22 protein-coding genes and 1 pseudogene are annotated in these 24,510 nt (G+C 70.8%); 18 read left to right on the top strand and 5 right to left on the bottom strand.

What is annotated here, in order from left to right; all coding sequences use genetic code 11:
* Positions 1-7 precede the first annotated feature (7 nt).
* The gene (locus tag ACN28I_RS28590; protein ID WP_420945089.1) at positions 8-481 is read left to right on the top strand and encodes a hypothetical protein; all 474 of its coding nucleotides are present in this window, start codon (positions 8-10) and stop codon (positions 479-481) included.
* 74 nt (positions 482-555) lie between these two features.
* Here ACN28I_RS28590 and ACN28I_RS28585 read toward each other — a convergent pair whose 3' ends face one another.
* Positions 556-2,940 carry an alpha-amylase family glycosyl hydrolase gene (locus ACN28I_RS28585; RefSeq protein ID WP_420945088.1) on the bottom strand — a complete coding sequence of 795 codons (2,385 nt, stop codon included), beginning with the start codon at positions 2,938-2,940 and terminating at the stop codon, positions 556-558.
* 340 nt (positions 2,941-3,280) lie between these two features.
* Here ACN28I_RS28585 and ACN28I_RS28580 point away from each other — a divergent pair, with 340 nt between their 5' ends.
* The 4 genes from ACN28I_RS28580 (at position 3,281) to ACN28I_RS28565 (ending at position 5,504) form a co-directional block, all read left to right on the top strand.
* Complete coding sequence (locus ACN28I_RS28580; RefSeq protein ID WP_420945087.1) at positions 3,281-4,066, top strand: alpha/beta fold hydrolase; 786 nt, start codon at positions 3,281-3,283, stop codon at positions 4,064-4,066.
* Between the two features lie 12 nt (positions 4,067-4,078).
* A complete protein-coding gene (locus tag ACN28I_RS28575; RefSeq protein ID WP_420945086.1) occupies positions 4,079-4,501 on the top strand; it encodes a hypothetical protein in 423 nt (140 codons plus the stop codon).
* 405 nt (positions 4,502-4,906) lie between these two features.
* Positions 4,907-5,086, top strand: coding sequence for a hypothetical protein (locus ACN28I_RS28570; protein ID WP_420945085.1), 180 nt, complete (start codon positions 4,907-4,909; stop codon positions 5,084-5,086).
* Between the two features lie 10 nt (positions 5,087-5,096).
* Positions 5,097-5,504 carry a hypothetical protein gene (locus tag ACN28I_RS28565; protein WP_420945084.1) on the top strand — a complete coding sequence of 136 codons (408 nt, stop codon included), beginning with the start codon at positions 5,097-5,099 and terminating at the stop codon, positions 5,502-5,504.
* Between the two features lie 13 nt (positions 5,505-5,517).
* On the opposite strand, the gene ACN28I_RS28560 is transcribed toward ACN28I_RS28565, so the two are convergent.
* Entirely contained in the window at positions 5,518-6,171 is a 654-nt protein-coding gene (locus ACN28I_RS28560) for a TetR/AcrR family transcriptional regulator (protein WP_420945083.1), read from the bottom strand.
* Positions 6,172-6,272: 101 nt separating this feature from the next.
* On the opposite strand from ACN28I_RS28560, the gene ACN28I_RS28555 reads away from it, so the two are divergent.
* The 6 genes and pseudogenes from ACN28I_RS28555 (at position 6,273) to ACN28I_RS28530 (ending at position 14,342) form a co-directional block, all read left to right on the top strand.
* Positions 6,273-7,649: a carotenoid oxygenase family protein gene (locus ACN28I_RS28555; protein WP_420945082.1), complete on the top strand. Its 1,377-nt coding sequence runs from the start codon at positions 6,273-6,275 to the stop codon at positions 7,647-7,649.
* An 83-nt stretch (positions 7,650-7,732) separates the two neighbouring features.
* The gene (locus ACN28I_RS28550) at positions 7,733-8,773 is read left to right on the top strand and encodes an Rpn family recombination-promoting nuclease/putative transposase (protein WP_420945081.1); all 1,041 of its coding nucleotides are present in this window, start codon (positions 7,733-7,735) and stop codon (positions 8,771-8,773) included.
* A gap of 131 nt (positions 8,774-8,904) precedes the next feature.
* A complete protein-coding gene (locus tag ACN28I_RS28545; RefSeq protein ID WP_420945080.1) occupies positions 8,905-11,022 on the top strand; it encodes a two-component system sensor histidine kinase NtrB in 2,118 nt (705 codons plus the stop codon).
* Positions 11,012-12,384, top strand: a pseudogene (locus ACN28I_RS28540) (sigma-54-dependent transcriptional regulator). The gene ACN28I_RS28545 and the pseudogene ACN28I_RS28540 overlap by 11 nt, the downstream one beginning before the upstream one ends.
* A 54-nt stretch (positions 12,385-12,438) precedes the next feature.
* Positions 12,439-13,788: an FG-GAP repeat domain-containing protein gene (locus tag ACN28I_RS28535; protein WP_420945079.1), complete on the top strand. Its 1,350-nt coding sequence runs from the start codon at positions 12,439-12,441 to the stop codon at positions 13,786-13,788.
* A gap of 164 nt (positions 13,789-13,952) precedes the next feature.
* Positions 13,953-14,342 (top strand): hypothetical protein, encoded by a 390-nt coding sequence (locus ACN28I_RS28530; RefSeq protein WP_420945078.1) that lies wholly within the window; start codon positions 13,953-13,955, stop codon positions 14,340-14,342.
* Between the two features lie 15 nt (positions 14,343-14,357).
* Here ACN28I_RS28530 and ACN28I_RS28525 read toward each other — a convergent pair whose 3' ends face one another.
* Both ACN28I_RS28525 and ACN28I_RS28520 read right to left on the bottom strand, forming a co-directional pair.
* Complete coding sequence (locus tag ACN28I_RS28525) at positions 14,358-15,149, bottom strand: SIR2 family NAD-dependent protein deacylase (protein WP_420945077.1); 792 nt, start codon at positions 15,147-15,149, stop codon at positions 14,358-14,360.
* A gap of 116 nt (positions 15,150-15,265) precedes the next feature.
* The gene (locus ACN28I_RS28520; protein ID WP_420945076.1) at positions 15,266-17,014 is read right to left on the bottom strand and encodes a hypothetical protein; all 1,749 of its coding nucleotides are present in this window, start codon (positions 17,012-17,014) and stop codon (positions 15,266-15,268) included.
* A gap of 161 nt (positions 17,015-17,175) precedes the next feature.
* Here ACN28I_RS28520 and ACN28I_RS28515 point away from each other — a divergent pair, with 161 nt between their 5' ends.
* The 6 genes from ACN28I_RS28515 to ACN28I_RS28490 all read left to right on the top strand — a co-directional run bounded on the left by ACN28I_RS28515 (position 17,176) and on the right by ACN28I_RS28490 (position 22,377).
* Positions 17,176-18,846 carry a right-handed parallel beta-helix repeat-containing protein gene (locus tag ACN28I_RS28515; protein ID WP_420945075.1) on the top strand — a complete coding sequence of 557 codons (1,671 nt, stop codon included), beginning with the start codon at positions 17,176-17,178 and terminating at the stop codon, positions 18,844-18,846.
* 139 nt (positions 18,847-18,985) lie between these two features.
* Positions 18,986-19,414 (top strand): DNA-binding response regulator, encoded by a 429-nt coding sequence (locus ACN28I_RS28510; RefSeq protein WP_420945074.1) that lies wholly within the window; start codon positions 18,986-18,988, stop codon positions 19,412-19,414.
* A complete protein-coding gene (locus ACN28I_RS28505; RefSeq protein WP_420945073.1) occupies positions 19,401-19,928 on the top strand; it encodes a DUF6232 family protein in 528 nt (175 codons plus the stop codon). Before ACN28I_RS28510 ends, ACN28I_RS28505 begins: the two co-directional genes overlap by 14 nt.
* An 80-nt stretch (positions 19,929-20,008) precedes the next feature.
* The gene (locus tag ACN28I_RS28500; protein ID WP_420945072.1) at positions 20,009-20,737 is read left to right on the top strand and encodes a M90 family metallopeptidase; all 729 of its coding nucleotides are present in this window, start codon (positions 20,009-20,011) and stop codon (positions 20,735-20,737) included.
* A gap of 221 nt (positions 20,738-20,958) precedes the next feature.
* Positions 20,959-21,465: a PTS sugar transporter subunit IIA gene (locus ACN28I_RS28495; protein ID WP_420945071.1), complete on the top strand. Its 507-nt coding sequence runs from the start codon at positions 20,959-20,961 to the stop codon at positions 21,463-21,465.
* Between the two features lie 165 nt (positions 21,466-21,630).
* Entirely contained in the window at positions 21,631-22,377 is a 747-nt protein-coding gene (locus ACN28I_RS28490) for a hypothetical protein (RefSeq protein WP_420945070.1), read from the top strand.
* Between the two features lie 16 nt (positions 22,378-22,393).
* Here ACN28I_RS28490 and ACN28I_RS28485 read toward each other — a convergent pair whose 3' ends face one another.
* On the bottom strand, positions 22,394-23,128 hold the full coding sequence (locus tag ACN28I_RS28485) for a GNAT family N-acetyltransferase (RefSeq protein WP_420945069.1): 735 nt from the start codon (positions 23,126-23,128) through the stop codon (positions 22,394-22,396).
* A gap of 84 nt (positions 23,129-23,212) precedes the next feature.
* Between ACN28I_RS28485 and ACN28I_RS28480 the strand changes: the two genes are divergently transcribed.
* Positions 23,213-24,289, top strand: a complete 1,077-nt coding sequence (locus ACN28I_RS28480; RefSeq protein WP_420945068.1) for a saccharopine dehydrogenase family protein — start codon at positions 23,213-23,215, stop codon at positions 24,287-24,289.
* Positions 24,290-24,510 lie beyond the last annotated feature (221 nt).

The raw sequence follows: 24,510 nt of genomic DNA, 5'->3' as shown, positions 1-24,510 counted from the left end.
GCGCGGCATGCGCCCTTCCTTCCCGCTGCTTCGTCGACTGAGCCGTTTCGCCACCGGTGGTGCCGTGCTCGGGCTCCTCCTGAGCTGTGGTCCCGCCGAGCCCGAGAGCTTCGAGCGTCTGAAGTGGGAGTACGGAGGCGGCCCCTGCACGGAGGAGATGGACTGCAGCGGCTGGGATGAGCTGTTGGCGGACGGCACCTTCCGCGTGGACCGGTTCGGCGATTCTGGCGGTGCGGTGCGCGAGACCGTCCTGCCCGCGGAGGAGCTGGAGCGGGTTCGCGTGGCGGCCACCCGTGCGGCGCTGCTCGATGTGCTGCGGCGCGGGGAGGCTCCCTGCGGCAGGGTCAGCGATTCGAGCAGCGTCCTCACGCTGGAGCTGGAGGGCGCGAACTACCGTGCCCAGCTCGCCGGCTGTGATGAGCCGGGCGTGGACGAGTTGCGCACGCTGCTCGAGCGCCTGCGCGGCACCTACGCGCGGTGAGCGCTGTCTGGAAACACCACGGGGCGCGGCCCCGGAAGGCACCGCGCCCCGCGAATGAACGGCCCTGCGTCAGACTACTTGGCGATCAGCAGCAGCAGGCCGCGGCCGCACACGCCGTAGCTGTAGCCCTCTCCGCCGATGAGCGCCTCGGCGCCGGGGAGGGCCACCTGGCCGGAGCCCTCGGCCCAGGGGCAGGTGTCCGTCACCCGGTACCACTGCTTGCCCGTGCCCGGCCACGGCAGCGAGAAGTTCACCGCTCCGCTCCAGCCGTTGTAGGCCACGTAGATGGCGCTCGCCGTGTCACCGAACTCGGTGCCGTCGATGCGGAAGGCCAGCGAGTGGTTGGAGCCGTTGCCCATGTACGCGGAGTCGGCCACGGCGCCGTTCGGCTGGAACCAGCGCATCTGCTCCATCACGTTGCCGTTGTTGTCCACGCCGCTGAAGAAGTTGGCCGGACGCAGCGCCGGGTGCGCCTTGCGGAAGGCGATGAGGCGCTGGGCGAACGTCTTGAAGTTCGTCTGGTCCGTGTTCAGCGTGTAGTTGAGCCAGTTGGCGCTCGAGTCCAGGTTGTACACGTTGTTGTTGCAGTACTGCGTGCGCAGGAACTCGTCGCCGCCGGTGAACATCGGCGTGCCGGCGCTCACCATCAGGAAGGCGAAGCCGTTGCGCGCCGCCTTGCGCTGGTCGGCCAGCACTCCGCCCTGGTCCCAGCTATGGTTGTTGTCCTCGCCGCCGTCGGACGGGCCATAGGGCCACGACTGCAGGTTGTTCTTGCTGTTGCAGGCGTAGAGGTCCTTCAACGTCATGCCGTCGTGGGCGACCATGAAGTTGATGGAGTTGAACGGCTTGCGGCCGTCATCCCCGTACAGGTCCGAGGAGCCCGCGAAGCGCGAGGCCAGCGTCCCCGGCGTCACCGTCTCCAGGCCCATCTGGTTCTGGTCCTTGCGGAAGGTGTCGCGGTAGATGCCGTTCCACTCCGACCAGCCGCCGGGGAAGTTGCCCACCTGGTAGCTGTTGCCACCAATGGCCCAGGGCTCGGCGATGAGGTCCGCGCCGGTGCCGCCCGCGGCCGGACGCGGGGCCAGGTCCCGCCAGATGCGGTTGAGCGCCGTGTTGGCGTTCAGCTTGTCGTAGTTGAAGCACCCGTGCTGGCACGTGTTGCCCAGCACCGAGGCCAGGTCGAAGCGGAACCCGTCCACGCCCAGCTCGTCCTTCCAGTACTTGAGCGAGTGGACGATGAGGTTCTGCGCCACCGGGTTGAAGGTGTTGAAGTTGCCGCCCACACCCGTGTTGTCCCAGTTGCTCTGCATGTCACTGGTCAGGGTGTAGTACGTGGGGTTGTCCAGGCCCCGGAAGGTGAAGACGTTGTACGTCGTCTTGTCCGTGGAGCTCCACGCGCCGCCCTCGCCGGTGTGGTTGTAGACCACGTCGATGAAGACCTTGATGCCCTGGTCGTGGAAGGCCTTCACCATGGCCTTGAACTCGCGCGTGGGGCCGCCGGCCGACTTGTCGCAGGCGTAGCGGCGGTCCGGCGCGAAGAAGTTGAGGGTCATGTACCCCCAGTAGTTGTCGCCGGTGGTGGTGGTGGCGCTGACGTCGTTGGCGTCGTTGTCCGTCTCCTGCACCGGGAGGAACTCGACGGCGGTGACGCCCAGGGCCTTGAGCGCCGCGGCCTTCTGCGCCGCGCCCGCGTAGGTGCCCCGGCACGTGGTGATGCTCGAGTCGCCCTGGGTGAGGCCGCGCACATGCACCTCGTAGATGACGTCATCCTTCAGGGCGCGCGTGGGCTTGGTGCCGTAGCTGGTGGTGTCCGGCGCCAGCACCACGCCCTTGGGCGCCCGGGCCCCGCTGTCCCTGAGCCGGTTCGTGGCGCCCGAGGCGTAGAGGCCGCCGTCCGTGTTGCTGGGGTTGATGGGATCGTGGCTGATTTCCAGCGCGTACGGGTCCACCAGCAGCTTGTTGGGGTTGAAGCGGTTGCCCTGCGCGTCCACGTCGGTGATGAAGCCCGCGCTGGAGCCCTTGGTCCACGTGGAGCTGTACGTCCAGTTGGGACCCCAGGCGCGGTAGCCGTAGTACACCGGGCCGGTGATGCCGTAGGTCGTCTGCAGCGTGGAGACGGGGACCGTCTTCGTCCACACGTTGGTGGTCGTGTTCTTCGTCATCACGTACTTCGCCACTTCCTGGGCACCGTTGGGGGTCTTGTAGATGTAGACCTCGATGCGGGTGGCGCGCGACGAGTAGACATTGAAGGTGATGTTGCTCTTCGTCGCGTCGTACTGGGCGCCGAGCGTCCAGGAGATGGCCGCCTGCTGCGTGTCACCCACCGCCTCCTGCGGGCCCTCGAGCGCGAGGACGTCGGCCTCCGCTGCCGGGCCGCAGGACAGCAACGGCGTGGCGACGAGCCCCGCGGTGAGCAGGGCCGCCCGCCAGGGGCGGAATTTTCCGGTAGAAACCTTCATGGAGTGACTCCCAGCGCGGCGGGGGGATGAAAAGCCAAGGAGGCGGGCCCGCGCCTACCCGTCTGTCCCACCTTCCAGCACCTCTCTGACAGGGGAGTCAATCCGGGGTGTTCCAGACTCACCCCGGCGCCCCCGTTCTGCCCGGTGGTGAGCACGAGGCGCGTGCCGGAGCCGGGTTTCATGACGCGGCGTGTCAGGACGGGCCGGGGGCCCAGGCGATTTCACGCCCAGGACAGGCTACAGTCCCGACAGAGACTTCGCGTAGCATTCGCGACCCTTTCGCTGTCCCTCACCGCGGAGCCCCCACCGCGGCTACCCCCCCTCTGACGGAGAGCTTGCCATGCCCAGTGTTGCTTCCAGCGATCAGACGCCCATCCACTACCGCGTCGTTGGAGACGGACCGCGCAACGTGCTGTTCGTCCATGGGTGGATGATGTCCGGCGAGGTGTTCAACGAGCTCGTGGAGCTGTTGGACACTACGGGCCTGCGGCTGGTGATTCCGGACCTGCGCGGCTCGGGTGCCTCCGGGGCGCCCGCGAGCGGCTACACGCTCGAGCAGCACGCGCGTGACGTGCTGGCCGTGGTGGAGCACGCGGGCCTCAAGCGCTTCACGGTGGTGGGCCACAGCATGGGCGGCCAGCTCGCCCAGTGGGTGGCGGCGCAGGAGCCCTCGCGCGTGGACGGCATGGTGTTGATCAACACCGTGCCCGCCTCGGGCATGCAGCTTCCGCCGGACGCCGTGGGGCTGTTCCGCACCTCGGCCAACGACCGGGAGAAGCAGAAGATCATCCTCGGCCTGGCGTGCAAGCAGCTCCCGGCGGCGGCGCTGGAGCGGCTGCTGACGGTCGCGGGCGCGGTGGCGCGGGGCTCCATCGAGGGCAGCTTCGATGCGTGGACGGGCGGTGGCTTCGAGGCGAAGCTGGCCTCCATCACCGCGCCCACGCTGGTGGTGGCCACGGATGACCCGTTCCTGCCGCCGGCCTTCCTGCGCGAGAAGGTGGTGGGCCCCATCCGGAACGCGCGCCTGGCGTACCTGCCGGGGCCGGGGCACTACCCGCAGGTGGAGCGTCCCGCGGAGGTGGCCGCGCTGCTCACATCCTTCCTGACTGGCCTGGGCCGCGCGTAGGAGGCTCTCCCCATGGCTTGGAAGATAGCCTTCGACTACGACGAGCAGCACGACGTCGTGACGGCGACGTTCCAGGACTGCATCCTCAACAACGCGCTGGACGTGGCGCGCTGGCGCACCGAGGTGGAAGGCCACCTGTCGAAGTTCCCCTCGAAGGTGGACCTGCTCATCAACCTGGATGGGCTGGTGGTGAAGTACACGGCGGGCCGCGTCTTCGGGCGCGAGCGCTCCGAGGTGCTGTCGCGCTACACCCGGCGCTCCTTCCGCTTCGGCGGCGACGAGATGACGAAGATGTTCGTCAGCACCAGCGGCGTCATCAACGGCGCCGCGGTGAACGTCTACAGGTCGCGCGACGACGCCCTCAGGGCGCTGCTGTCGGACCGGGCCGCGGAAGCCGGAGGCAAGTCCCCGGTGTCCGGCAAGAAGGCCATTTGAGGAGCCACACCCCGGCGAAGCGGTGAGGGACTTCACCCTCCCGCCGCCGGGCTTCACCCCCGACAACGCGAACACCCTCCCGCGCTCGCCCTGCCTCCAGGGCGTGGCGGGCCCCTGCCGTGGCGCCACCGTGCACGCGGGTGACCCTACTTGGGGCGGTGGGAATGAAACAAGTGACCGCCAAAATAGGATATGGGGTTGACTTGACGTCGGGGGTAGATAGGGTTGTGGCCACCATGCCAGGTCATGTGCCTCCCGAGGTCCGCAAACGATTGGCCGAACCCCTTCGGAACACCCTCCGCACCGTGCGTCAGCTCGTGGAGCTGTCGCAGGCGGACATGGCCCAGCGCATCGGCATGCCCGAGCAGGCCTATGGCCGTTTCGAGCGGGAGAAGCTCGAGCATCGTGCCGAGTGCCTCGACGCTGCGGCGGATGTACCGGGTGCTGGAGCGCTCCGTGGACGAGCTGCTGGGTCCGGAGTGTGTGGAGGGCTCGCGTCCGGCGGCGAAACCCGCCTCGGGTGGGAGCCGCTCCCGGCGCACGGGGCGGACCCGGCGTCTGGCGCTCCGGGTGGACGTGGAGTGAGATGGAGGGCATGAGCCAGCCGCTCCCGGCACGGCGTTTCCTCTACTGTCTCCTCCAGGGAGACACCTTCTCTCCGTCGCTCGCCCAGGCGCGCACGGGGTTGCTGCTGGTGGACGCGAACGAGCCCGGGGACGTGGCTCCCTCGGGGCGCTACGAGGGCAAGGCCCTGCCGTACGGGAGCGCCATGCTGGTGCTGTTCGACGAGGACCTGGAGCCGGGTGCCTCCGCCCCGGAAGCGCTGCGGGCCTTGAAGGCGCGGCTGCCGGAGCTTCGGGCCCTGGGCGCCACCGGGGCCTCGCTCTACCTCGTCGTCGCCTATGAGCGGCAGTGCGACTTCCAGTTCTCCCCCGAGGAGCTGGTGGAGCTCGCCGCGCTCGGACTGCCGCTGGCCGTGTCCTGCCACCCCGCAGCGGCGTAGTCCGTCACCCGTGTCAGCGGGTGCGTGGCGGGTTGCTCCGGCGCGACGTGGCCGGGACGTCCTCTCCCGTCACCGCCCGGGCAATCCGCTCCGCGTCCGCGGTGGTGATGCCGAGCGAGGCGAAGGCGCCGCTGACGAAGAGGCTGGCCACACCCATCGCCAGGGCCCGGCCGTGGAGTTGCTGTATCAGCGGATGAGACGCGGAGAGGGCGCCGCCCGAGCGGATCAGCCCCGCCAGCTCCGGCCAGAACGTATCCATGGAGCCCCGGAGGGCCTCGGGTGCTTGGACATCCGACGGCGTCGACGCGTAGTCGATGTAGGTGGGGTCCGTCGCGATGCGGTGGAGGGCGGGGTTCTCCGCCGCCCAGCGGATGTAGGCCACGCCCGAGAGACGGAAGGCCTCGCGCGGCTCGGTGCACCCTCGTGTCGCCTCGACGAGCGCCCCGGCGAGCCGCCGGTTTCCCTCCTCGGCGAGCGCGCGCAACAGCGCCGGACGGTCCGCGAAGTGCTTGTAGGGGGCGGCGGAGGACACGCCGACGCGGCGGCCGACCTCGGCCACGGTGAGCGCGTCCACGCCTTCCTCGCGGATGAGCTCGATGCTCGCCTCCAGCAGCGCCTGCTTGAGGTTCCCGTGGTGGTAGGGGCGCGTGGGCGTCTTCCGGGTCATGGATGTCATCGGATGGGAACGGAAACGAAGTCTGTTGCCAAGTAAGTGAGACTCACTTACTTTATCTCCCGTCGCGGATCCACCCTCGTGAGGAGCAGTCGATGAGCAGCCAGAACGCCGTGAGCCCCTTGTTGCGGTCCCTCTCGCGGTCCCACGGTTTCGAGCCGCTGCGGGTCGAGGGACGGCTTCCCGAGGCGCTCCGGGGCACGCTGTTCCGTGCGGGACCGGGCCTCTTCGAGCGCTTCGGCGCGAGCCTCTCGCACGCGTTCGAGGCGGATGGTGCGATCTCGGCGGTGCGCTTCGATGGCCATGGTGCGCAGGGCGCCAGCCGTATCGTCGAGAGCGCCGGCTATCGCGAGGAGGAAGCGGCGGGGCGGTTCCTCTTCAACTCGGCGGCCTCGTGGCTGGACCGCATGCGGGCCGCGCGCAAGGGCACGGCGAAGACCACGGGGAACACCTCGACCTTCTTGTGGCAGGACCGGCTCTTCGCGCTGATGGAGGGCGGGCTGTTGCAGGAGATGGACCCGGGCACGCTGGACACGCTCGAGGCCACCGACCTGGGCGTGGTGTCGGGCGCCTTCTCCGCGCACCCGCACCGCGTCGCCTCGCTCCGGACGACGTTCAACTTCGGCGTGCGCTACGGCCCGAAGATGCTCATCGACCTCTACGCGCTGCCGGATGCGGGAGCCCCCTCGAAGCTCGGCACGGTGGAGGCGCCCTGGCAGGGCATGCTGCACGACTTCATCGCCACCGAGCGGCACCTCATTCTCTTCCTGGGGCCGGTGAAGCTGAACCTCCTGCGCGCCATGCTCGGCCTCGCTGACTTCACGAAGCTCTTCCAGTGGAGGCCCGAGCTCGGGGCCCGGCTCATCGTGGTCCCGCTGGACAACATCCAGTCGCCCCGCACCTTCGAGCTCGATGCCTTCTGGACCTGGCACTTCGCGAATGCCTTCGAGGATGACGGCGGTCCGTGCATCGACCTGTGCCGCTACCCGGAGTTCACCCTCGACGACATCGGCGAGCTCGAGGAGAAGGGGCCGCCCCCGCTGCTGACGCGCCTGCACCTGGACATGAAGACCGGAAAGGCGCGGGAGACGAAGCTCTTCGACGTCCCCTGCGAGTTCCCCCAGCTCCACCCGCGGGTGCACGGGGCGCGTTACGGCACGCTCTTCGCGCAGACCGAGCGCCGGGGCGCGGACGGGAAGCACCCGGGGGTGACGCGCATCGAGCTGGACAGCGGGAGGAGCGCGGAGTGGACCGTGCCGTCCGGGCATGTGCCGAGCGAGCCCGTGCTCGTGCCGCGCGGGGAGGCGGAGGACGACGCCTACGTGCTCGACCTCGTCTACGACGCGAAGGGCGACCATTCGTACGTCGCCGTGCTGGATGGGCAGCACCTCGAGGACGGCCCCCTGGCGACCGTCCACTTCGACCACGCCATCCCCGTCACGTTCCACGGCGGCTTCTCCGCCGCACGCTGAGATACCTGGCCCTCCCCCCTTGGCCTCTCCTGGCCGGGGCCTTCCGCGCCCCTGGCCCGCGAAATGCTGTGGCGCGGCTGGCCATGTCTGGACTGCATGACCTCTTCGCCCGCTACACCTTCGGCCACCCCGAGCGGGCCGCCGCCGAACTGCGCGCTGTGCTGCCCGCCCATGTCGTCTCCGAGGTGGACTGGTCGTCCTTGAGGCGAGAGCCCGTCTCCGTCGTGGACCCGGAGCTGCGGGAGACCGAGAGCGATCTGCTCTTCACGGCCCGGTTGCACACGGGGCGCCCGCTGCTGCTGTACGTGTTGCTGGAGCACCAGTCCACGGTGGACCGGTGGATGGCGCTGCGCATGCTGCGCTACGTGGTGCGCCAGTTGGAGCGTTGGCGCCAAGAGCACTCGAAGAGCGAGTTGCTGCCCATCATCATCCCGCTCGTCATGTACCACGGGCCGGGCGGGGCCTGGACGGCGCCACGCCGGGTGGAGGATCTCTTCGAACTGCCTGAGGGAGAGGCGCAGCGGGAGCGATGGCGAGCGCTGGTGCCGCGTTTCGAGTACCTGCTCGATGACCTGACGGCCGAGCGGGAAGAGGCACTGAGTGCGCGCCCCGGACCGCCCCTGGCCCGGTTGGCGTGGCTGGTGCTGCGCTACGGACGGACCGGGGAACTGGCCCGGAAGCTGCCGGACTGGGTGGCGCTCTTCGCGCAGGTACAGGCCGGCCCTGAAGGCGCCGAGCATCTGGTGGTCGTCATCCGTTACCTGGAGTGGACCGAGGGCAAGGCCGTCCACACAGCGGCGAGGCGGGTGTTACATTCGGTGATGGACGGGCAACGAGCGGAGGAGCTGATGGGAACCTGGGCCGAGGAGATGATCGAGCGGGGGCTCCAACAGGGTCGGGTGGAGGGCCGGGAGGAGGGCCGGGAAGAGGGTTTGCAGCAGGGGCTGCTCCGAGGACGTGCCGATAGCATCCTGCGGATTCTCGGTGCGCGCCGTGTGCACGTCGACGAGGAGGCCCGGCAGCGCATCCTCACCTGCGCGGACATGGCCACCCTCGATCGTTGGTTCGACCGTTCCCTGAACGCCGCCACCCTCTCCGACGTGCTGGACGACCGCGCCTGGTAGCCGTGCCCACCCGCATGCGCCTGGAGCGCTCCATGCGCCTGCCTCCCGGACAGCCGGGGCACACGGGACGGTAAAACGCTCCCTGCCGGGTCCGGGTCCCCGGGCTACACTGGGCTCCCCCCCCGGCTCCCATGAATCGCAAGGCCCTCGCCTCCGTGCTCCTGCTGTGCATCGCGCTCGCCAGCGTGGTGGTGGGCGTGGTGCACTTCATCCGCCGGGACCGGGCGGCGCTGGTGGACCAGTTCGCCGCGGACCGCAAGGCCCAGGTGGAGGCCGCCGCGCGCGAGGTGGCCGATGCGCTCGACGACGCGGCCGATGACCTCCGTTTCGCCGGGGAGCTGCTCTCCCGGCCCGGCTCCATCTCCGAGCACCGGCGCGAGCTGCTCGCCCTCCTGGAAGTGGTGGGCCAGTACAAGGCCATCGTCGTCCTGGACGCGGCCGGAGCCCAGCGCTTCACCATCATGGACCGGCGCGCGGGCCCGGCCGTCACCCGCGGGGCCGTGGGCACCGTCCTCACCGAGACCGCTCGCGAGGCGCTCACCCGGACGCCCGGAGACATCCTCACCTCGCCGCCCGTGGCCGCCGCGCCCGGCGGCTGGTTCCGCGTCTTCGCCACCGCCTATGCGCCCTCCGAGGATGGGCCCGGGGGCTCGCTCGCCGTGTTGGTGGACACCGAGCCCTCCTTCGCGGCCCTCAAGCTCATCGCCACGCAGCCGGAGGCGAAGCTGCTGCTCCTCGGCGCGTACGGCGTGCCCACCCCGGCGAGCGCCCCCTCCCTCATCGACTGGCACAAGCGGCTGGACGCCGAGGCGGGCCGCATCCCGGCCTACGTGGAGCTGGTGGGGCACATGCGCTCGGGCGAGCGCGGCACGGTGCGCATCCCCGAGAACGAAGCGGCGCTGCTCGGCCTGGGCGTGGCCGATGTCATCGCCGCCTATACGCCCATCCGCATGCGCGGCGGCGCCCACTGGTCCGTGGCCACCTTCTCCTCCACCCAGGAGCTGCGCGCCCACGAGCGCGGCGTCATCCTGCGCGTGGCGCTCGGTGCCATCCTCGTGGCCTTCTTCCTCGCCGTCTTCGGCGCCTACGTCATCGTCGCCTCGCGCCGCGCCGTCGCCCTCCAGGAGAGCCGCCGCCACGCGGACCGGCTCGCCCACCTGCACGAGAAGACGCAGAAGATTCTCGACAACATCCCCACCGGTGTCCTCGCGCTCTCCGCCGCCGGCCGCATCACCGCCGTCAACCAGGCCCTGCGCGAGCGGTTGCCTCCCACCGCCGTGGGCGCCTCGCTCCCCGAGGCCTTCCCCCATGCGCCCGCCGCCGTGGTGGACCGGCTCGCCTCGTTGGTGGAGGCCGCCTGCTCCGCCGAGCGCGTCCTCAGCCTGCATGGCGAGCCGCTGCCCCTCTTCGGCCAGGAGGGCCAGTACCGCATCCACGCCGTACCCCTGGAACGCGTGGACGCCGAGGTGCGCGTGCTGCTCGTGGTGGAGGACCTGAGCAACGTGCACGCGCTCGAGTCCCAGTTGTTGCGCGCGGAGAAGCTGGCCACCGTGGGCATCCTCGCCGCGGGCATCGCCCACGAGATTGGCACGCCGCTGGGCGTGGTGCGCGGCCGGGCCGAGTACGTGCTGGGCAAGCTGGGTGCGCAGCACCCGCAGGGCGCGGGCGTGCAGGTCATCATCGATCAGATAGACCGGGTGAGCCGCACCATCCGCCAGTTGCTGGACTTCTCGCGGGTGCAGCCGGCGCTGGTGAAGGGCGTGGCGCTGGAGCCGTTGTTGGGCGCGGCGCAGGAGCTGCTGCACGGCGAGGCCGAGCGGCGCAAGGTGAAGCTGGAGGTGGAGGTGCCCGAGGGACTGCCGCCCCTGTCGGCGGACCCGGATCAGTTGCAGCAGGTGGTGCTCAACCTGGCGCTCAACGCCTGCGACGCGTGCGAGCCCGGGGGCTCGGTGCGCATCGCCGCGCACCTGGAGGCGCCGGGCGAGCCGGGGGGCTGGAGCGGGGTGCGGATGACGGTGCGCGATGACGGGTGCGGCATTCCGCCGGAGAGCCTCCACCACGTCTTCGACCCCTTCTTCACCACGAAGAAGCGCGGCCAGGGCACGGGGCTGGGCCTGACGGTGGTGGCTCAAATCGTGCGCAACCACGGGGGCCGCATCGAATTGGAGAGCGAGCCCGGCCAGGGCACGTGCGTGACGTTGTGGTGGCCCGCCACCCCCCTGCCGAGCGAGGAGCGACATGCCGTCTGAAGGACGAGTGCTGGTGGTGGACGACCACGTGGAGATGGCGCGGCTGCTGGCCGACCACCTCTCGGACGCGGGCTACACGGTGGACGTGGCCACCAGCGGGCAGGAGGCGCTCGCGGCGGTGAACGGGCGCGTGCTGGACGCGGTGGTGTGCGACCTGCGCATGGAGCAGGTGGACGGCTTCGACGTGCTGGCCGGGGTGCGCAAGGTGGACCCCACGCTGCCGGTGCTCATCATGACGGCCTTTGGCGGGGTGGAGAACGCGGTGGAGGCCATGCGGCGCGGCGCCACGCACTACTTCACCAAGCCCTTCCGGCTGGACGAGGTGCTCCTCTACGTGCAGCGCGCCATCGCCGAGCGGCGGTTGCGCGAGGAGAACCGGGCGCTGCGCCAGGCGGTGGGGGACCGCTCGGCATTCGCGGCGCTGGTGGGCCGCAGCGCGCCCATGCGCACCCTGTACGAGCTCGTCGAGCGCGTGGCGCACTCCCCCGCGCCGGTGCTGGTGCGCGGCGAGAGCGGCTCCGGCAAGGAGTTGGTGGCCCGCGCGCTGCACTTCGAGGGCCCCCGCAAGGACGGGCCCTTCGTGGCCGTCAACTGCACCGCCATTCCCAACGCCCTGCTGGAGAGCGAGCTGTTCGGTCACGTGAAGGGCAGCTTCACCGGCGCCACCACGCCCCGCCGCGGCCTCTTCCTGGAGGCGGATGGGGGCACGCTCTTCCTCGACGAGATTGGCGACATGGCCCCCGAGCTTCCAGGCCAAGCTGCTGCGCGTGCTGGAGGACGGCGAGGTGCGCGCGGTGGGCGCGGATGCCTCGCGCAAGGTGGACGTGCGCATGGTGGCCGCCACGCACCAGGAAGCTCGAGGCCCGCGTGCGCGAGGGCCGCTTCCGCCAGGACTTGTTCTACCGCCTCAACGTGGTGCCGCTGCACGTGCCGCCCCTGCGCGAGCGGCGCGAGGACATTCCCCTGCTGGTGGAGCACTTCGTCGCCCAGTCGCGCAAGCGCAACCCCCGCGCGCGCCTCGCCGGCTTCTCTCCCGAGGCCCTCGCCGCGCTCGCCGCCGCGCCCTGGCCCGGCAACGTGCGCGAGCTGGAGAACCTCGTCGAGCGCCTCGCCGTGGTGACGGTGCTGGAGACGGTGGACCTGCCCACCCTCCAGTTCCATGCGCCCGGTGTGACGGTGGAGGCCCATCCGCTGTCACGGGCTCAGGGCCGGCTCATCCCACTCCGGCAGCTCGAGGGCGAGTACATCGCCTATGTGGTCGCGCAATGCGGTGGCAACAAGACGAAGGCAGCGGAAATCCTCGGCATCGACGTCTCCACCATCCACCGCCGTGAGCGCGAGCGGAGCGGAAACAGCGCGTAGCCGCACGAGGCTGTCTACACTGCGGACCTCTCTTCCTTTGGAGGTTCACACCTCGTGTCCACCCCACGCGCTTCCTTCCTTTCCCTCCTCGTCTGCGCGCTGAGCGCGGTGCTCGTGCTGTCCACGGGTTGTGAGCCGGACCGGCCGCCCCCCGGTGGCGGAGGAGGCGGGCCCCTTCCCCCGAGTGGCGGTCCCAATGGGGGCGGGGACGGAGGCACCTCGGATGGAGGGGTGCTCGTGATTCGCGGTGATGGCAGCAACTTCCCGGCGAAGCCCTCGTGCGCCAGCGGTGCCTCCTGCGCGGGCGCCTGTCCGGATGGCGGCGTCATCTGCGCGGGCAACTGCGGCTTCCTGGCCCCGGTGACGCTGTCCTTCGCCGGAGATCCCAGGGACATCGCGCTCGGCGACGTCGACGAGGATGGTGACGATGATCTCCTCACGGCGAACAACGACGGCGCGTCGGTGGCCGTCCTGCTCAACCGCGGCAATGGCGTCTTCCAGAAGCCCAACCTGTGGACGGCCGGCAAGGACCCCACGGCCCTGGCGCTCGAGGACCTCAACGGGGACGGGTCGCTGGACCTGCTCGTGGCCAACAGCGGGGACTCCTCCGTCGGCGTGTACCGGGGCAAGGGCAACGGGGACTTCCTGGCGCCGGTCACCGTGGGAGGCCTGGGCCTGAACCTCAATGACCTGGTGGTGGGCCGCTTCAATGGAACCACCCGGAGCGTGGCCCTCCTGCGCGGGAGCGAGCAGGTGCTCTCCGTGTTCCCGGTGAAGAGCGACGGCACCCTGCAGGCGGAGGCCAACTACGCCGCTTCTCCGGGGGCCCACGCGCTGGTGGCCGAGGACTTCAACGGGGATGGCAGGTTGGACCTCGCCCTCACCCATGAGACGGCCTGCGGTATGTCGTCGAGCACCCCGTGCCAGTCGGTGGGCGTGCTGCTGGGCAAGGCCGATGGCACGTTCCAGGAGCAGCTCCTCACGTCCACGGGCGGCACGCCGCGGGGCCTCGTGGCGGCGAAGCTCGACACCGACACGGCGACGGACCTGCTGGTGGCCGACGCCAACCGCAACCAGGTGCTCATGCTGCGTGGCCAGAACAATGGCCGCTTCCATGAGCCGGTGGCCTATCCCGTGGTGAAGGCGCCGTCGCGGCTGGTACTGGCGGACATCAACCGGGACACCCTGCCGGACCTGCTGGTGACGAGCGCCACGGGCAACCAGGTCGGTCTGCTGCTGGGCCAGTCGGGTGGCACCTTCGCGCCGCAGGTGCCGCTCACCGCCTGGCCCGAGGACGTGGGCCTCCAGGGGCTGCTCGTGTCGGACTTCGACTCGGACAACGTCCGGGACATGGCGGTCCTCACCCGCAACGGCATCCAGTTGCTGTGGGGCATCTGCCGCTAGGGCAGGAGGTTCCGGCCGCGAGGGGGAGCAACTGGTCCGATTGTTGGACCAGTCGGCACGCCGCGCGGCCGGAAGACCGGCTCGGGCCCCGGGTGCAATGCCCCGTGTCGGCCCCATCGGATAGCCTCGGACCCTTCTCGTGGTCCAAGAAGGTGGAGCCGCCCATGGGGTTTCTCTCGCGGCTGTTCGGGATGGATGAGCCGGGTGTGAAGGGGGCCTCCGGGCCCATGCTCCGGGGAGACCCGGGGCACATTCCCGTGGCGGCGGTGTCGGAGGAGTACGCGTGGCTGCGGGACAACCCGTGCGAGTGTGGCGGCGGGTGGTCCCTGGTGCAGCAGTCCGTGGGCTCCAGCCCGGCCCTTCCCGAGCACTTGAAGCTCGACCGGCTGGAGGTGGCCTGTGACGACTGCGGCCGGGAGTCCGTCTTCCTCTTCCAGGTGGACACCCACTCGCCCCAGTACCTCGAGGAGCAGCAGGCGATGATGAAGGAGCTCTTCGGCGAGGATGCCGATGCGCTCTTCGGGGGAGAGGACGGCCCCTCGGGCAGGAGCTGAACGCGGCCCGGCCCCTCAGTGGGCGCCGGACCCGGGCGTGTGCGCTCCGGCGCCGAGCAACTGCTTCACCCGCTCGACGACCGGGGGCAGCACCTCGCCGATGCCCGCTTCGATGCGGAGCTGGGCCAGCCCGTCGAAGGGCGTCTCGCCCCGGTTGAGGAGGATGAGCCGGGCACCCGACTCCAGCGCGACGCGCGGCATCTCGTTCGCGGGCGATACCACCAGTGACGAGCCGATGGCGAAGAACACGTCGCTCCGCTCGGAGTGCACGAAGGACTCCTCTATCTCCTTGCCGGGCAGCGGGTCTCCGAAGTTCACCACCGAGGAGATGATGCGGCCCGTGCACTGCGGGCAGCGGGGCTGTCCCTTCAGCGGGCGCTGCGTGCGGTAGCCCTCGCCCCACACGCGCCGGTCCCAGCCCACCTGCTCGAGGGTGTAGCGGCCGTCGCAGGCCAGGCAGCGCATCTGCTTGCCGTTGCCGTGCAGCTCCGCGAGCTTCTCCAGCGGGAAGCCGGACTCCAGGTGGAGGTTGTCCACGTTCTGCGAGATGAGGAAGCGCAGCTTGCCCAGGCGCTCCAGCTCGACGAGCGAGTGGTGCGCGACGTTGGGGCGGATTTGAGAGGCGGGCTTGCCCCACTTGGGCGGAGGCAGGCCGGCATCGCGGCGGGTCCACACGCCGTCGGGGCCGCGGAAGTCGGGCAGCCCCGAGTCGGTGCTGATGCCGGCACCGGTGAAGGCCACCAGGTGCCGGCTGGCCGCGATCCACTCGGCCGCCTGTTCGATGTGTCGATTCAGTTGGGCGCGCATGGCCGTTCCTTGCTGGCCGGCGAAAAAGGCCGGACTGGTGAAAACCCTCCACTCGGCACGAGCCATTCCGAGGGAGGCCAGGAGCGGCCGGGCGGGGGAGCCCCTGTCCGGGACGTTCAGAGTGCGACGCGCTCGCCCACCGGCGGCGGGGTGAAGGGGCGCAGCGCGTCGTCCTTCCAGCGCAGGAACACGAAGGACGGGTCCTCGAGCGGCTTGTCGAAGGTGAAGCCGAGCCGCGTGGGACCCTCGCCGTTGTCCTCCAGCACCGTCACCGTCATGCCCTGGAGCTTCACCTGGGCGCCCTGGCGCAGCGGGTGGCGCGGGCCGCGGAACACGCTCTCGAACTCGCTGGTGAGGAACTCGTTCCGGGTGAGCGCGAGCTCGAGGGAGTCCGGCCCCGTGCGGGTGAGCTCGTGCGGCTCCGGGGACAGGGACATGGGCCACCAGGCGAGCGGCTTCGGCATGCCGCGGGTGGCCATGATCATCGGGATGTACATGGAGATCATCGGCACCGGCGTGGGGAAGACGACCAGGCGCTGCTGGGGGAGCCGCTGGTAGTCCAGCTCGCGCTCCAGGAGGAGGAAGCTCGGCTCCGTCTGGGCGAAGCCCTGCTGGAAGGCGGTGGTCATCAGCGGCCAGAGCAGCGGCGCCAGCACCAGGTGCAGGAGCGCGAGCACGGCGGCCGCGGCCGTCACGCCCCGGGGCCGCCAGCCGCGCGCCCGCGAGCGCCACGCGGACACGAGCACCAGCGCCACGGCCACCGAGCCGCCCAGGCCCGGCAGGAGCAGCAGCCGGTTGGAGGGGAAGGTGGCGGCCACCGGCAGCAGCGACAGCGCCGCGCCGAGGAAGAGCCAACGGCAGTGCCGGCGCTCCTCGTCGGAGAGGGAAGGCCACGCGGCGCGCACCAGCAGCCCCACCCCCGCGAGCCCGAGGAGCCCCAGGCCCACCAGCGCGGGACGGAGCTGCTCGCCCGCCACCCAGAGGTCCGCGGGCACCTGCAGCAGCACCCCACCGAGCAGCACGGGCACCCGCGCCAGCGCTCCCACCAGGAAGCGCCCGGGCTCGCCCACCGGGTCCATGTAGGAGCCGGAGCCATGGGCGCCGTAGCCGTTCAGCTTGTACACCACCAGGTAGACGAGCCCGAGCAGCGCCGCCGGGGCGATGGCCCGCAGCCGCTCCTTCACGCCGCCCTTGTCTCCGAGCAGCTCATAGGCCAGCACGTACGCGAAGAGGCCCAGCGCGCTCTCTCCTCCCATCAGGCCCACGGCGAGCCCGGCCAGCGACAGGGGGAGGGCCCAGGGCCGGCGGGACTCGCGCCACTCCAGGTGCATCCACAGGCCGAACAGCGCGGGCACGGCGGCCACCAGCGCGTTGCGGTTGGCGATCCACCCCGCGACCATGAAGTGCGCGCCGTTGATGGCGAAGAGGAACAGCGCGAGCGCCCCGATGGCCCCCGGCAGCAGGCGCCGCAGCAGGGTGCCGAAGAGCGCCACCGTCCCCAGGTACCAGGCCAGCGAGTGGAGGTGATAGCCCACGGCGTTGCGGCCGAAGAGCGTGTGGTCCATCACCGCGAGCGCGCTCGACAGGGGCCGCCAGAAGGTCAGCTTCAGCTCGGGCAGCGTCCACCAGGGATAGGGTCCCTCGTCCATCAGCCGCTGGGTCTCCGCGGGGTCTCCGCCCGCGAAGCGGAAGAGGTCCCAGGGCGTCCCCGGAGCGGGAAAGCCCTCGAGGATGAGCAGGTGGATGAAGTCGTCGCTCATGAAGCCGAGCCACGCCGTGGGCAGGGTGAGCACCAGCGCGGCCAGCAGCGAGAGCCAGAGGATGCGCGGGAAGGCGAGCCACCGGCCCCGGGAGGGAGTGTCCATGGCCCCCCATCTAAGCCAGTTGGAGTCAGTCCTGTCAGGCGGACTCTCCGCCCCATCGGGCGTTCAGAGCTGGTCACTCGTCCGGGCTGAGGCGGAGCCCCGGGTGCGGCCCCCCGGTATCGTGGCGCCCACTCCGGGTCTGGTATGGGAGCTGGGTGAGCATGAGCCGAGTGGATGTGAAGCACCTGTCGCTGCTCGTCGTGGGATTGGCGCTCGGGGGAACGGGCTGCGACGAGATGAGCGCGCCCCTCGTCACGTATGACCCGCCCGCGACGCCTCCCGCCATCCAGGAGGTGTCCACGTCTTCTGTGTCCGTGGGGCCCGGAGAGGTGCTGCGCCTGGGGGTCTCCGCCACGGTCTCCCGTGGGGAGCTGTCCTACGCGTGGACCACGACCGCGGGCACCGTGGGCACCCTGGTGGGTGGCACCGGAGGCACCGAGGCCCTCTGGACGTCTCCCTCGTGTCTGCCCGCGGGCGCGACGCCCACGGTGACGGTGACGGTCACCGGTGCCGCGGGGCTCAGCACCTCCCACTCCTTCCCCGTCACCTGGACGGGTCCCACCTGCACGCGGCCTCCGTGTCTGTTCTCCCTCGAGGACAGGCGCCTCGCGCTGGCGGCCGACTGCACCACGGACACCACGCTGCTCATTCCGGACGGCTACACCTTCGATGGTGCGGGCCACACCGTCACGGTGGTGGATCCTCCGGGCGAGGCCTTCAAGGGGGCGGTCATCCGCAACCGGGGCGCCATGGCGCGCGTGCGTGGCGTGACCGTCACCGCCAGCGGATTGAGGGACCTGTGTTTCCTCGGCGCGCAGGGGCTCCGGGGCATCCTGCTCGAAGGTGCCTCGGGAGAAGTCGTGGACAGTGAGGTGAACGGCCTCCTCAAGGGCACCGAGAGCGGCTGTCAGGACGGCATCGGCATCGAGGTGAGCAACGACGACGCGAGCCGCGGCCCCTTCCGGGTGGACGTGCTGCGCAACCGTGTCTCGGCCTATCTGAAGACGGGCATCATCGCCACGGGCGCCGTGGAGGTGACCATCGCGGACAACACGGTGGAGGGAGGCGGGCCCGTCAGCTCCGTCGCGCGCAATGGCATCCTGGTCCGTGACGGGGCGAAGGCGCGGGTGACGGGCAACAGGGTCTCCGGGAACGCCTATACCGGCGCCAGTGCCGCGTCGGGCTCGGGAGTCCTGGTCAAGGTGGATCCCGGCCAGCCCCTGGTGTCCGGGCTCGTCGTCGAGGGCAACACCCTCACCGACAACGACATCGGCATCTACCTCTTCCAGGACGCGGGGGACCCGCCGGCCCCGTCGGCGCGCGCGCGAATCGCCAACAACGTGCTCCAGAACGGCGGGGTGAGCCATCCCAGCTATCAAGGCGCCATCGTGGACTACTACGCGACGGGGAGTGTCATCACCTCGAACCAGATCTCCGGGGCGGGTTACGATCCGGTCACGGCGCCCGACCGCACCTTCGCCGTGGCCGTGTACACCTTCCATCCGGCGTCGAAACTGACGTTCCTCACGTCCGCGTACGACGTCCCGACCGGCACCTGCTCCGGCAAGGTGACCGTGCAGAGCCAGGACAAGGACGGCAACCTCGTGCCCTCGGAAGGGACGTTCACCCTGGCGGCCTCGGGCGCGGCGGCTCCCGGTGTCACCTTCCACACGGACCCGGGCTGCACCAGCAGTGCCATCACGGGCGTGGACCTCTCGAAGCCCGAGGCGGAGGCGGTCTTCTATTTCAAGTCCTCGCAGCCCGGCGCGGCGACGGTGGCGGTGTCCGGCGGGAGCCTGACCACGGCCTCGCAGGAGCAGATCATCCGCTGAGCCGTCCCGGGGCCAGAGTCCTGGCAATCCGCCAGGGGACTCTTGCACGGTGCCACGTTGCGCCTCGGAGCGCCGGGGCGCTCCCGAGGGAGCGGCTACAGGCATGTGACTTGCTGATGCCAGAGGGGGAGGAGCCGCCATGCGTCACCCCTTGCCGTGCTGCGTCATCCTCGCGCCGGACGCGGACGAGTCGCTGCGCTCGCTGTTGAGCGATGTGCTGGGCGACATGGGCATCGCCCTGCGTCCCGGCGGCGGGGCGGAGCGGCCGGATGTGGTGCTCGCGCTGGTGCAGCGGGAGGACAGCATGTCGCGCGTGCTGCGGGTGGCCGGGAATGAGGCGGGCTCCGCGCCTGTCTTCGCGCTGCTGCCCTTCGAGGACGAGCGGTTGCGGCGGCTGGCGGTGAGTCTCGGCGCGCGCGGCTGCTACGCGCTGGGCACGCCGCTGGAGTCCCTGAAGGAACTGTTGCGCAACGTGGTGGGAGTGCCTCCACGTCCGCGCGGTCCGGAGCGCCTGGCGGACGTTCCGGGGTTGAGTGGTGAACGCGGGAGGCACGATGATGGAGCGTGAGTCCTGGCTGGGGCCGCGGTACCCGAAGTCCGTGTTGAGATTGGTTCCCTCGAGCCCTCCGGACCCCCTCACCCCCTCGGGTGAGCGGGTGCTGGTGGCGGCCGAGGGCTTCCGGCTCACCAACGAGCGTCTGGAGGCCATGGGCGGCTCGTGGCGGCTGGAGGAGCTGCGCGGCTTCGGCACGCGGCACGAGGCTCCCGGTCTCAAGCTTCCGCTGCTGGTGGGCGCGGCGGCGGCGCTGGTGGTGCCCTCGCTGATGCTGCAGCCGGGCTCGTTCCGCGTCACCGCCGCGCTGGTGGTGGCCATGGTGCTCGTCTTCGCCTCCATCGTCCGGCTGGTGGTGGCGGCGGATACCTACTGGCTCACGGTTCGCACCGCCGACGGCGAGCGCCAGGTGCTGCGCTGCCAGGATCATCAGCTCTTCGCCCGGGTGGTGGAGGCGCTCGGCGAGGTGCTCGAGCGGCCCGAGCCCGGGCCTCCGGTGTCGGTGCGCCGGCTCGCCCTGGTGCGCTGAGGCCGGGACGCACGGGGGCTGTCTCCGGCGGTGACAAGGGCTGAGCCTCGCCGGGGCACTCTGGTCTACCCTGGGTGCCCATGTCCCTCTTCCGCACCCTCCGGCGCCGCCGCCTGCGGCGCCGTCCATTCCCTCCCGAGTGGCTCGGCTACCTGGAGCGGCGCGTCCCCTTCTTCCGCGAGCTCCCTCCCGAGGCGCGCCAGCGCTTCCTGGAGCAGCTCAAGCTCTTCGCCTGGGAGAAGGAGTTCATCGCGGCCGGCGGCTTCTCCATCACCGACGAGGTGCGCGTGGTGGTGTCCGCCACGGCGGTGCGCCTGGTGGTGCACCTGGACCTCTCCTATTACGATCGGCTGCGCGAGGTCATCGTCTACCCGGACGCCTTCCGGATTCCGGACCGCACGGGCGTGGTGCTCGGCGAGGCGAAGAACTGGGGCACCGTCATCCTCTCGTGGCAGTCGGTGCTGGCGGGACTCGCGAATCCCCATGACGGGCACGCCACGGCCACGCACGAGTTCGCCCACGTGCTGGACCGGGAGGACGGCGCCTTCGACGGCACACCCCAGTTGCGCCAGTACTCGCACTACCGGGCGTGGGCCTCGGTGATGGGCGAGCACTTCCACAAGCTGCGCCAGGGCCAGCGCTCCGAGCGTCAGGTGCTCGACGACTACGGCGGCCTCAACGAGGCCGAGTTCTTCGCCGTGGCCACCGAGTCCTTCTTCGAGAAGCCGCGGCAGATGCGCGAGAAGACGCCGGAGCTCTACGAGGAGCTCAAGCGCTTCTACGGGTGGGATCCAGCGCCCGGAACGTAGGAGCACCAACGGCTCGCGGAACGCCTGGGCCTCTGCTTGCTTCGGGGCCGTGCGGGTATGCCAGCGGACAGCGGACGCGAGGGCGGGCGTTGGCGAGGAACGGTGGGGCTTGCCGATGCGTCCCACCATTCCGAGCATGTGAGAAAGAGCGCCCGGCCGCCGTGGCGCCGCACGAGTCCACTCGTGAGGGCCCGCCGGGGCGCGCTCCTGGGAGGTGTGGGATGCGCTTCACCGATTATCTGTCGGAGGACTGCATCTGTCCGGACCTGACGGCCCGTGACAGGGGTGGCGTGTTGCACGAGCTGGCCGGCATGCTCGCGGCGAGCACGCGGACGCCTCGGCAGCAGCTCGAGGAGCAGCTCGTGGCCCGGGAGCGCATCTCCAGTACCGCCATTGGCGAGGGGGTGGCCATTCCCCACTGCCGCTTCGAGCGGCTGCGGAAGATGACCGCCTGTGTCGCCGTGGACCGCGAGGGCGTGGACTTCGGGGCGCGGGATGGGAGGCCGGTGCGGCTCTTCGTGACGCTCGCGTCACCGGCGCATGCCCCGGGCACGCACCTGAGCGTGCTGGCGCGCATCGCGGCGCTGATGCGGGACACCCGGTTGCGGCAGGCCCTGGTGGAGGCGCGCTCGGCCTCCGCCATCCGCGAGCTCCTGGTGCGGGCCGAGGACGCCTACCTCGCCGGCCAGGCCCGCGCCGAGGCCGGCCCGCACCTGAGCGCTCACTGACGCGCCCGAGGACAGATTGTCTCGCGCGCCCGGGGAGGACGCGGGCCAATCTGTCCCCGCGCGGGGTCCGCGCCGCGGAGCTTCCCTCTGGGAGAGGCCCGTGGCACGCGCGCTGCTACTGTCCGCACCGTGCCGTGGGCCGGACGGCGAACGGGAGCGAATGCGATGCGGACAGGACTGCGTGGGGCGATGCGTTGGGCGGCGTGTGCCGCCGGAGTGGGGCTGGGACTGGTGCCGATGACGGGCAGCGCCCAGGAGACGGAGGCGCTGGAGGAGGCCCAGGAGGCGCGGCGCACGCTGGTGATGGCGATGCCGGGGACGCCGGCCACGAGTGTGTTGGGGATGGTGGGCCAGCTCGGCGTCGGGGTGGAGCACGCGGTGGGCTCGCACGTGGCGCTGGTGGGCTCGGTGCATCTGTCGGGGGCGCTCCAGGGCAGCGAGTCCTACTTCGCCGGAGGCTCGGGCACCATCGCCCAGTCGTGGGGCGTGGGGGTGGAGCCGGGCGTGCACTTCTACCTGAGCGGCCGAGCCCCCGAGGGGCTCTGGGTGGGGCCTCACCTGGAGCTGTCCACGTACCATTGGGCCTACCGGAGCGACTACCTCCAGGGCCCCTCCCCGGACGAGGGCCCGTTGGTGACGGTGGAGTCGCGCGCGCGGACGGTGCAGTACGGGGGCAGTGTGCGCCTGGGCTACACCGCCATCCTGGCTCCGGGATTCACCCTCCAGGTGAGCGCGGGACTGACGGCGAACTCCAGCCGCAACACGACCTTCGGCACGCCGGCGGTGCTGGGCGGGGTGTCGGCGGCGGAGGTGGAGAGCCAGCAGGTCCTGGGGGGCCTGGGCGGCCTGAGCGATTCCCGCCACTGGTCCGTGGCTCCGCGCATGACGATCGGCGTGGGCTGGGCCTTCTGAGGACTCCGGAGCGGGGCTACTCCGTCTCCGAGGTGTCCGGCGCGGGCGTGCTGGCCGCCTTCTTCCGGGCGCCTCCCGCGGCCGGGCGCCGGGCCCGGGACCTCTTGCCCGCGAGCGCCGGTCCGCTGACCTCCTCGGGCATGAGGCCCGTGGTGGGCGTGCCCTCGGCCCGCGAGAGGCGGGGCTTGATGCGGCGCGGGGGCAGCAGATCCGGCTCTCCGGGCACCTTCTGGGCGAGGAAGATGGCGGCGTCCAGCTTGTAGAAGTTGCGGGTGCGGTACCACGAGAGCGCGGACTCGTTGTTCTCTGCCACCTCGAGCACCAGGTGGGTGCAGCCCCGCGTGCGCGCCAGGTGCTGGAGCTGCTCCATGATGAAGCTGCCCACGCCCCGGCCCTGGTAGTCCGGGTGCACCGCGAGCTCCTCGACGAAGAGGGGCCGCATGCCCCGCTTCTCGAACCAGCGCGGGTTGACCCAGTTGTCGTCGCCCGTGGCCTCGAAGGCGCACTCGGAGTAGCCGACGATGTCCCCGTTCACCTCGTAGACGAGCTGCTCTATCCACTCCGAGGAGTACACCTCGAGGAAGCGCCGCTTGGAGCGGGGCCGCTGGTACTCCACCGTCTCCCGGTTGACATCCCGGAAGACGAGCTTGAGGAATTCCCAGGCCCGGTTCAGGTCCCTCCGGTGGATGCGCCGCACGCGCACCTCCAGGGTGTCCTTCTTCTTGCGGGAGGGAGGTTTCGTCTCAGCCATATACTCCCCAGTCCTAGCCGACCCGGCGGCACGATGCGCGGGGAACCGTACGCGACTTCTCACTGCCCGGCATATGGTGCGCACGTGAAGCCTTCGACGAACACGACTCCCCGTTGGTTGCTGTACGGCGCCACCGGCTACACCGGTGTCCTCATCGCCGAGGAGGCGGTGCGCCGCGGACACAAGCCGGTGCTGGCCGGCCGCTCGCGCGAGAAGCTCGCCCCGCTGGCCTCGCGGCTGGGGCTGGACTCGGTGGCGGTGGGCCTCGACGACGTGCGCGGCCTGATGTCCGCCCTGGAGGGCCTGCCCCTGGTGGTGCACGCCGCCGGCCCCTTCGTGCACACCAGCGAGCCCATGGTGCAGGCCTGTCTCGCCGCCGGTGCCCACTACCTGGACATCACCGGAGAGATTCCCGTTTTCGAGAACACCTTCCGCCACGACGCCGAGGCGAAGCGCCGGGGCGTGGTGCTGATGTCCGGGGTGGGCTTCGACGTGGTGCCCACCGACTGTCTGGCCCGCTACGTGGCGGACAAGGTGCCCGGCGCGCACGAGCTGGAGCTGGCCATCGCCGCCGCCGCCCAGCCGAGCGCCGGTACCACCAGGTCCATGCTGGAGGGCCTGCCCTCCGGGTGCTTCGTGCGCCGGGGCGGCCACCTGCAACCGTGGCCCATGGGGCAGGGCGTGCGCCGGGTGCGCTTCTCCGACAAGGAGCGCACCGTGCTTCCCATTCCCTGGGGAGACCTGGTGACGGCCTGGCACTCCACGGGCATTCCCAACATCACCACCTACCTGGCCCAACCGGCGGCCGTGGCGCGGACGCTGCGCTTCACCTTCCCCGTGCTCCAGCGGGTGATGACGGTGGGGGCGGTGCGCGAGGGGCTGGCGAAGCTGGTGGAGGCGCGCGTGCGGGGGCCGGACGAGGCGTTGCGCCAGCGGGGCCGCTCGCAGGTGTGGGCCGAGGCGCGCGCGCCGGACGGGCGGCGGGCGGCGGCGGTGCTGGAGACACCCGAGGCCTATGCCTTCACCGCCAGCGCCACGGTGCGCGCGGTGGAGGAGGTGCTCGCCGGAGAGCGGCGGGGCGCCTTCACCCCGGCCCAGGCCTTCGGCGCCGACTTCGTCCGCTCCATCGAGGGTGTGCGGCGCATGGACCTGCCCGTGTAGGGACCCGCCCAACCGGCTGGTTGCTCGCCAGGCGGGGCGCCTGACAGGCGTTCATGCGGGGTCATCTCCACCCCGGGTGGAGGCTGACATCCCCCCGGAAGGGGGGCGACGCGCGCCGGGGGAGCGCATCCGATATCCTGCGGCCCTCGCGGCGGAGCCCCGCCGCTGGTGGCAGGGAAGTGCGGGGCCCACGCGGGCCCGCGGAGGATGGAGAGCCATGT

The organism is Archangium gephyra (assembly GCF_049060025.1).
In the GTDB taxonomy this organism is placed as follows: domain Bacteria; phylum Myxococcota; class Myxococcia; order Myxococcales; family Myxococcaceae; genus Archangium; species Archangium gephyra_A.
Note: the sequence above shows the minus strand (reverse complement) of the source record. Positions and strands in the feature narration are given on the sequence as shown.

Coding starts and splice junctions, on each gene's coding strand:
- ACN28I_RS28585 (WP_420945088.1), bottom strand. CDS start 2,940: ATGAAGGTTTCTACCGGAAAATTCCGCCCCTGGCGGGCGGCCCTGCTC.
- ACN28I_RS28590 (WP_420945089.1), top strand. CDS start 8: ATGCGCCCTTCCTTCCCGCTGCTTCGTCGACTGAGCCGTTTCGCCACC.
- ACN28I_RS28500 (WP_420945072.1), top strand. CDS start 20,009: ATGTCCCTCTTCCGCACCCTCCGGCGCCGCCGCCTGCGGCGCCGTCCA.
- ACN28I_RS28560 (WP_420945083.1), bottom strand. CDS start 6,171: ATGACCCGGAAGACGCCCACGCGCCCCTACCACCACGGGAACCTCAAG.
- ACN28I_RS28505 (WP_420945073.1), top strand. CDS start 19,401: ATGATGGAGCGTGAGTCCTGGCTGGGGCCGCGGTACCCGAAGTCCGTG.
- ACN28I_RS28565 (WP_420945084.1), top strand. CDS start 5,097: ATGAGCCAGCCGCTCCCGGCACGGCGTTTCCTCTACTGTCTCCTCCAG.
- ACN28I_RS28530 (WP_420945078.1), top strand. CDS start 13,953: ATGGGGTTTCTCTCGCGGCTGTTCGGGATGGATGAGCCGGGTGTGAAG.
- ACN28I_RS28510 (WP_420945074.1), top strand. CDS start 18,986: ATGCGTCACCCCTTGCCGTGCTGCGTCATCCTCGCGCCGGACGCGGAC.
- ACN28I_RS28490 (WP_420945070.1), top strand. CDS start 21,631: ATGCGGACAGGACTGCGTGGGGCGATGCGTTGGGCGGCGTGTGCCGCC.
- ACN28I_RS28580 (WP_420945087.1), top strand. CDS start 3,281: ATGCCCAGTGTTGCTTCCAGCGATCAGACGCCCATCCACTACCGCGTC.
- ACN28I_RS28485 (WP_420945069.1), bottom strand. CDS start 23,128: ATGGCTGAGACGAAACCTCCCTCCCGCAAGAAGAAGGACACCCTGGAG.
- ACN28I_RS28520 (WP_420945076.1), bottom strand. CDS start 17,014: ATGGACACTCCCTCCCGGGGCCGGTGGCTCGCCTTCCCGCGCATCCTC.
- ACN28I_RS28495 (WP_420945071.1), top strand. CDS start 20,959: ATGCGCTTCACCGATTATCTGTCGGAGGACTGCATCTGTCCGGACCTG.
- ACN28I_RS28525 (WP_420945077.1), bottom strand. CDS start 15,149: ATGCGCGCCCAACTGAATCGACACATCGAACAGGCGGCCGAGTGGATC.
- ACN28I_RS28575 (WP_420945086.1), top strand. CDS start 4,079: ATGGCTTGGAAGATAGCCTTCGACTACGACGAGCAGCACGACGTCGTG.
- ACN28I_RS28545 (WP_420945080.1), top strand. CDS start 8,905: ATGAATCGCAAGGCCCTCGCCTCCGTGCTCCTGCTGTGCATCGCGCTC.
- ACN28I_RS28515 (WP_420945075.1), top strand. CDS start 17,176: ATGAGCCGAGTGGATGTGAAGCACCTGTCGCTGCTCGTCGTGGGATTG.
- ACN28I_RS28550 (WP_420945081.1), top strand. CDS start 7,733: ATGTCTGGACTGCATGACCTCTTCGCCCGCTACACCTTCGGCCACCCC.
- ACN28I_RS28555 (WP_420945082.1), top strand. CDS start 6,273: ATGAGCAGCCAGAACGCCGTGAGCCCCTTGTTGCGGTCCCTCTCGCGG.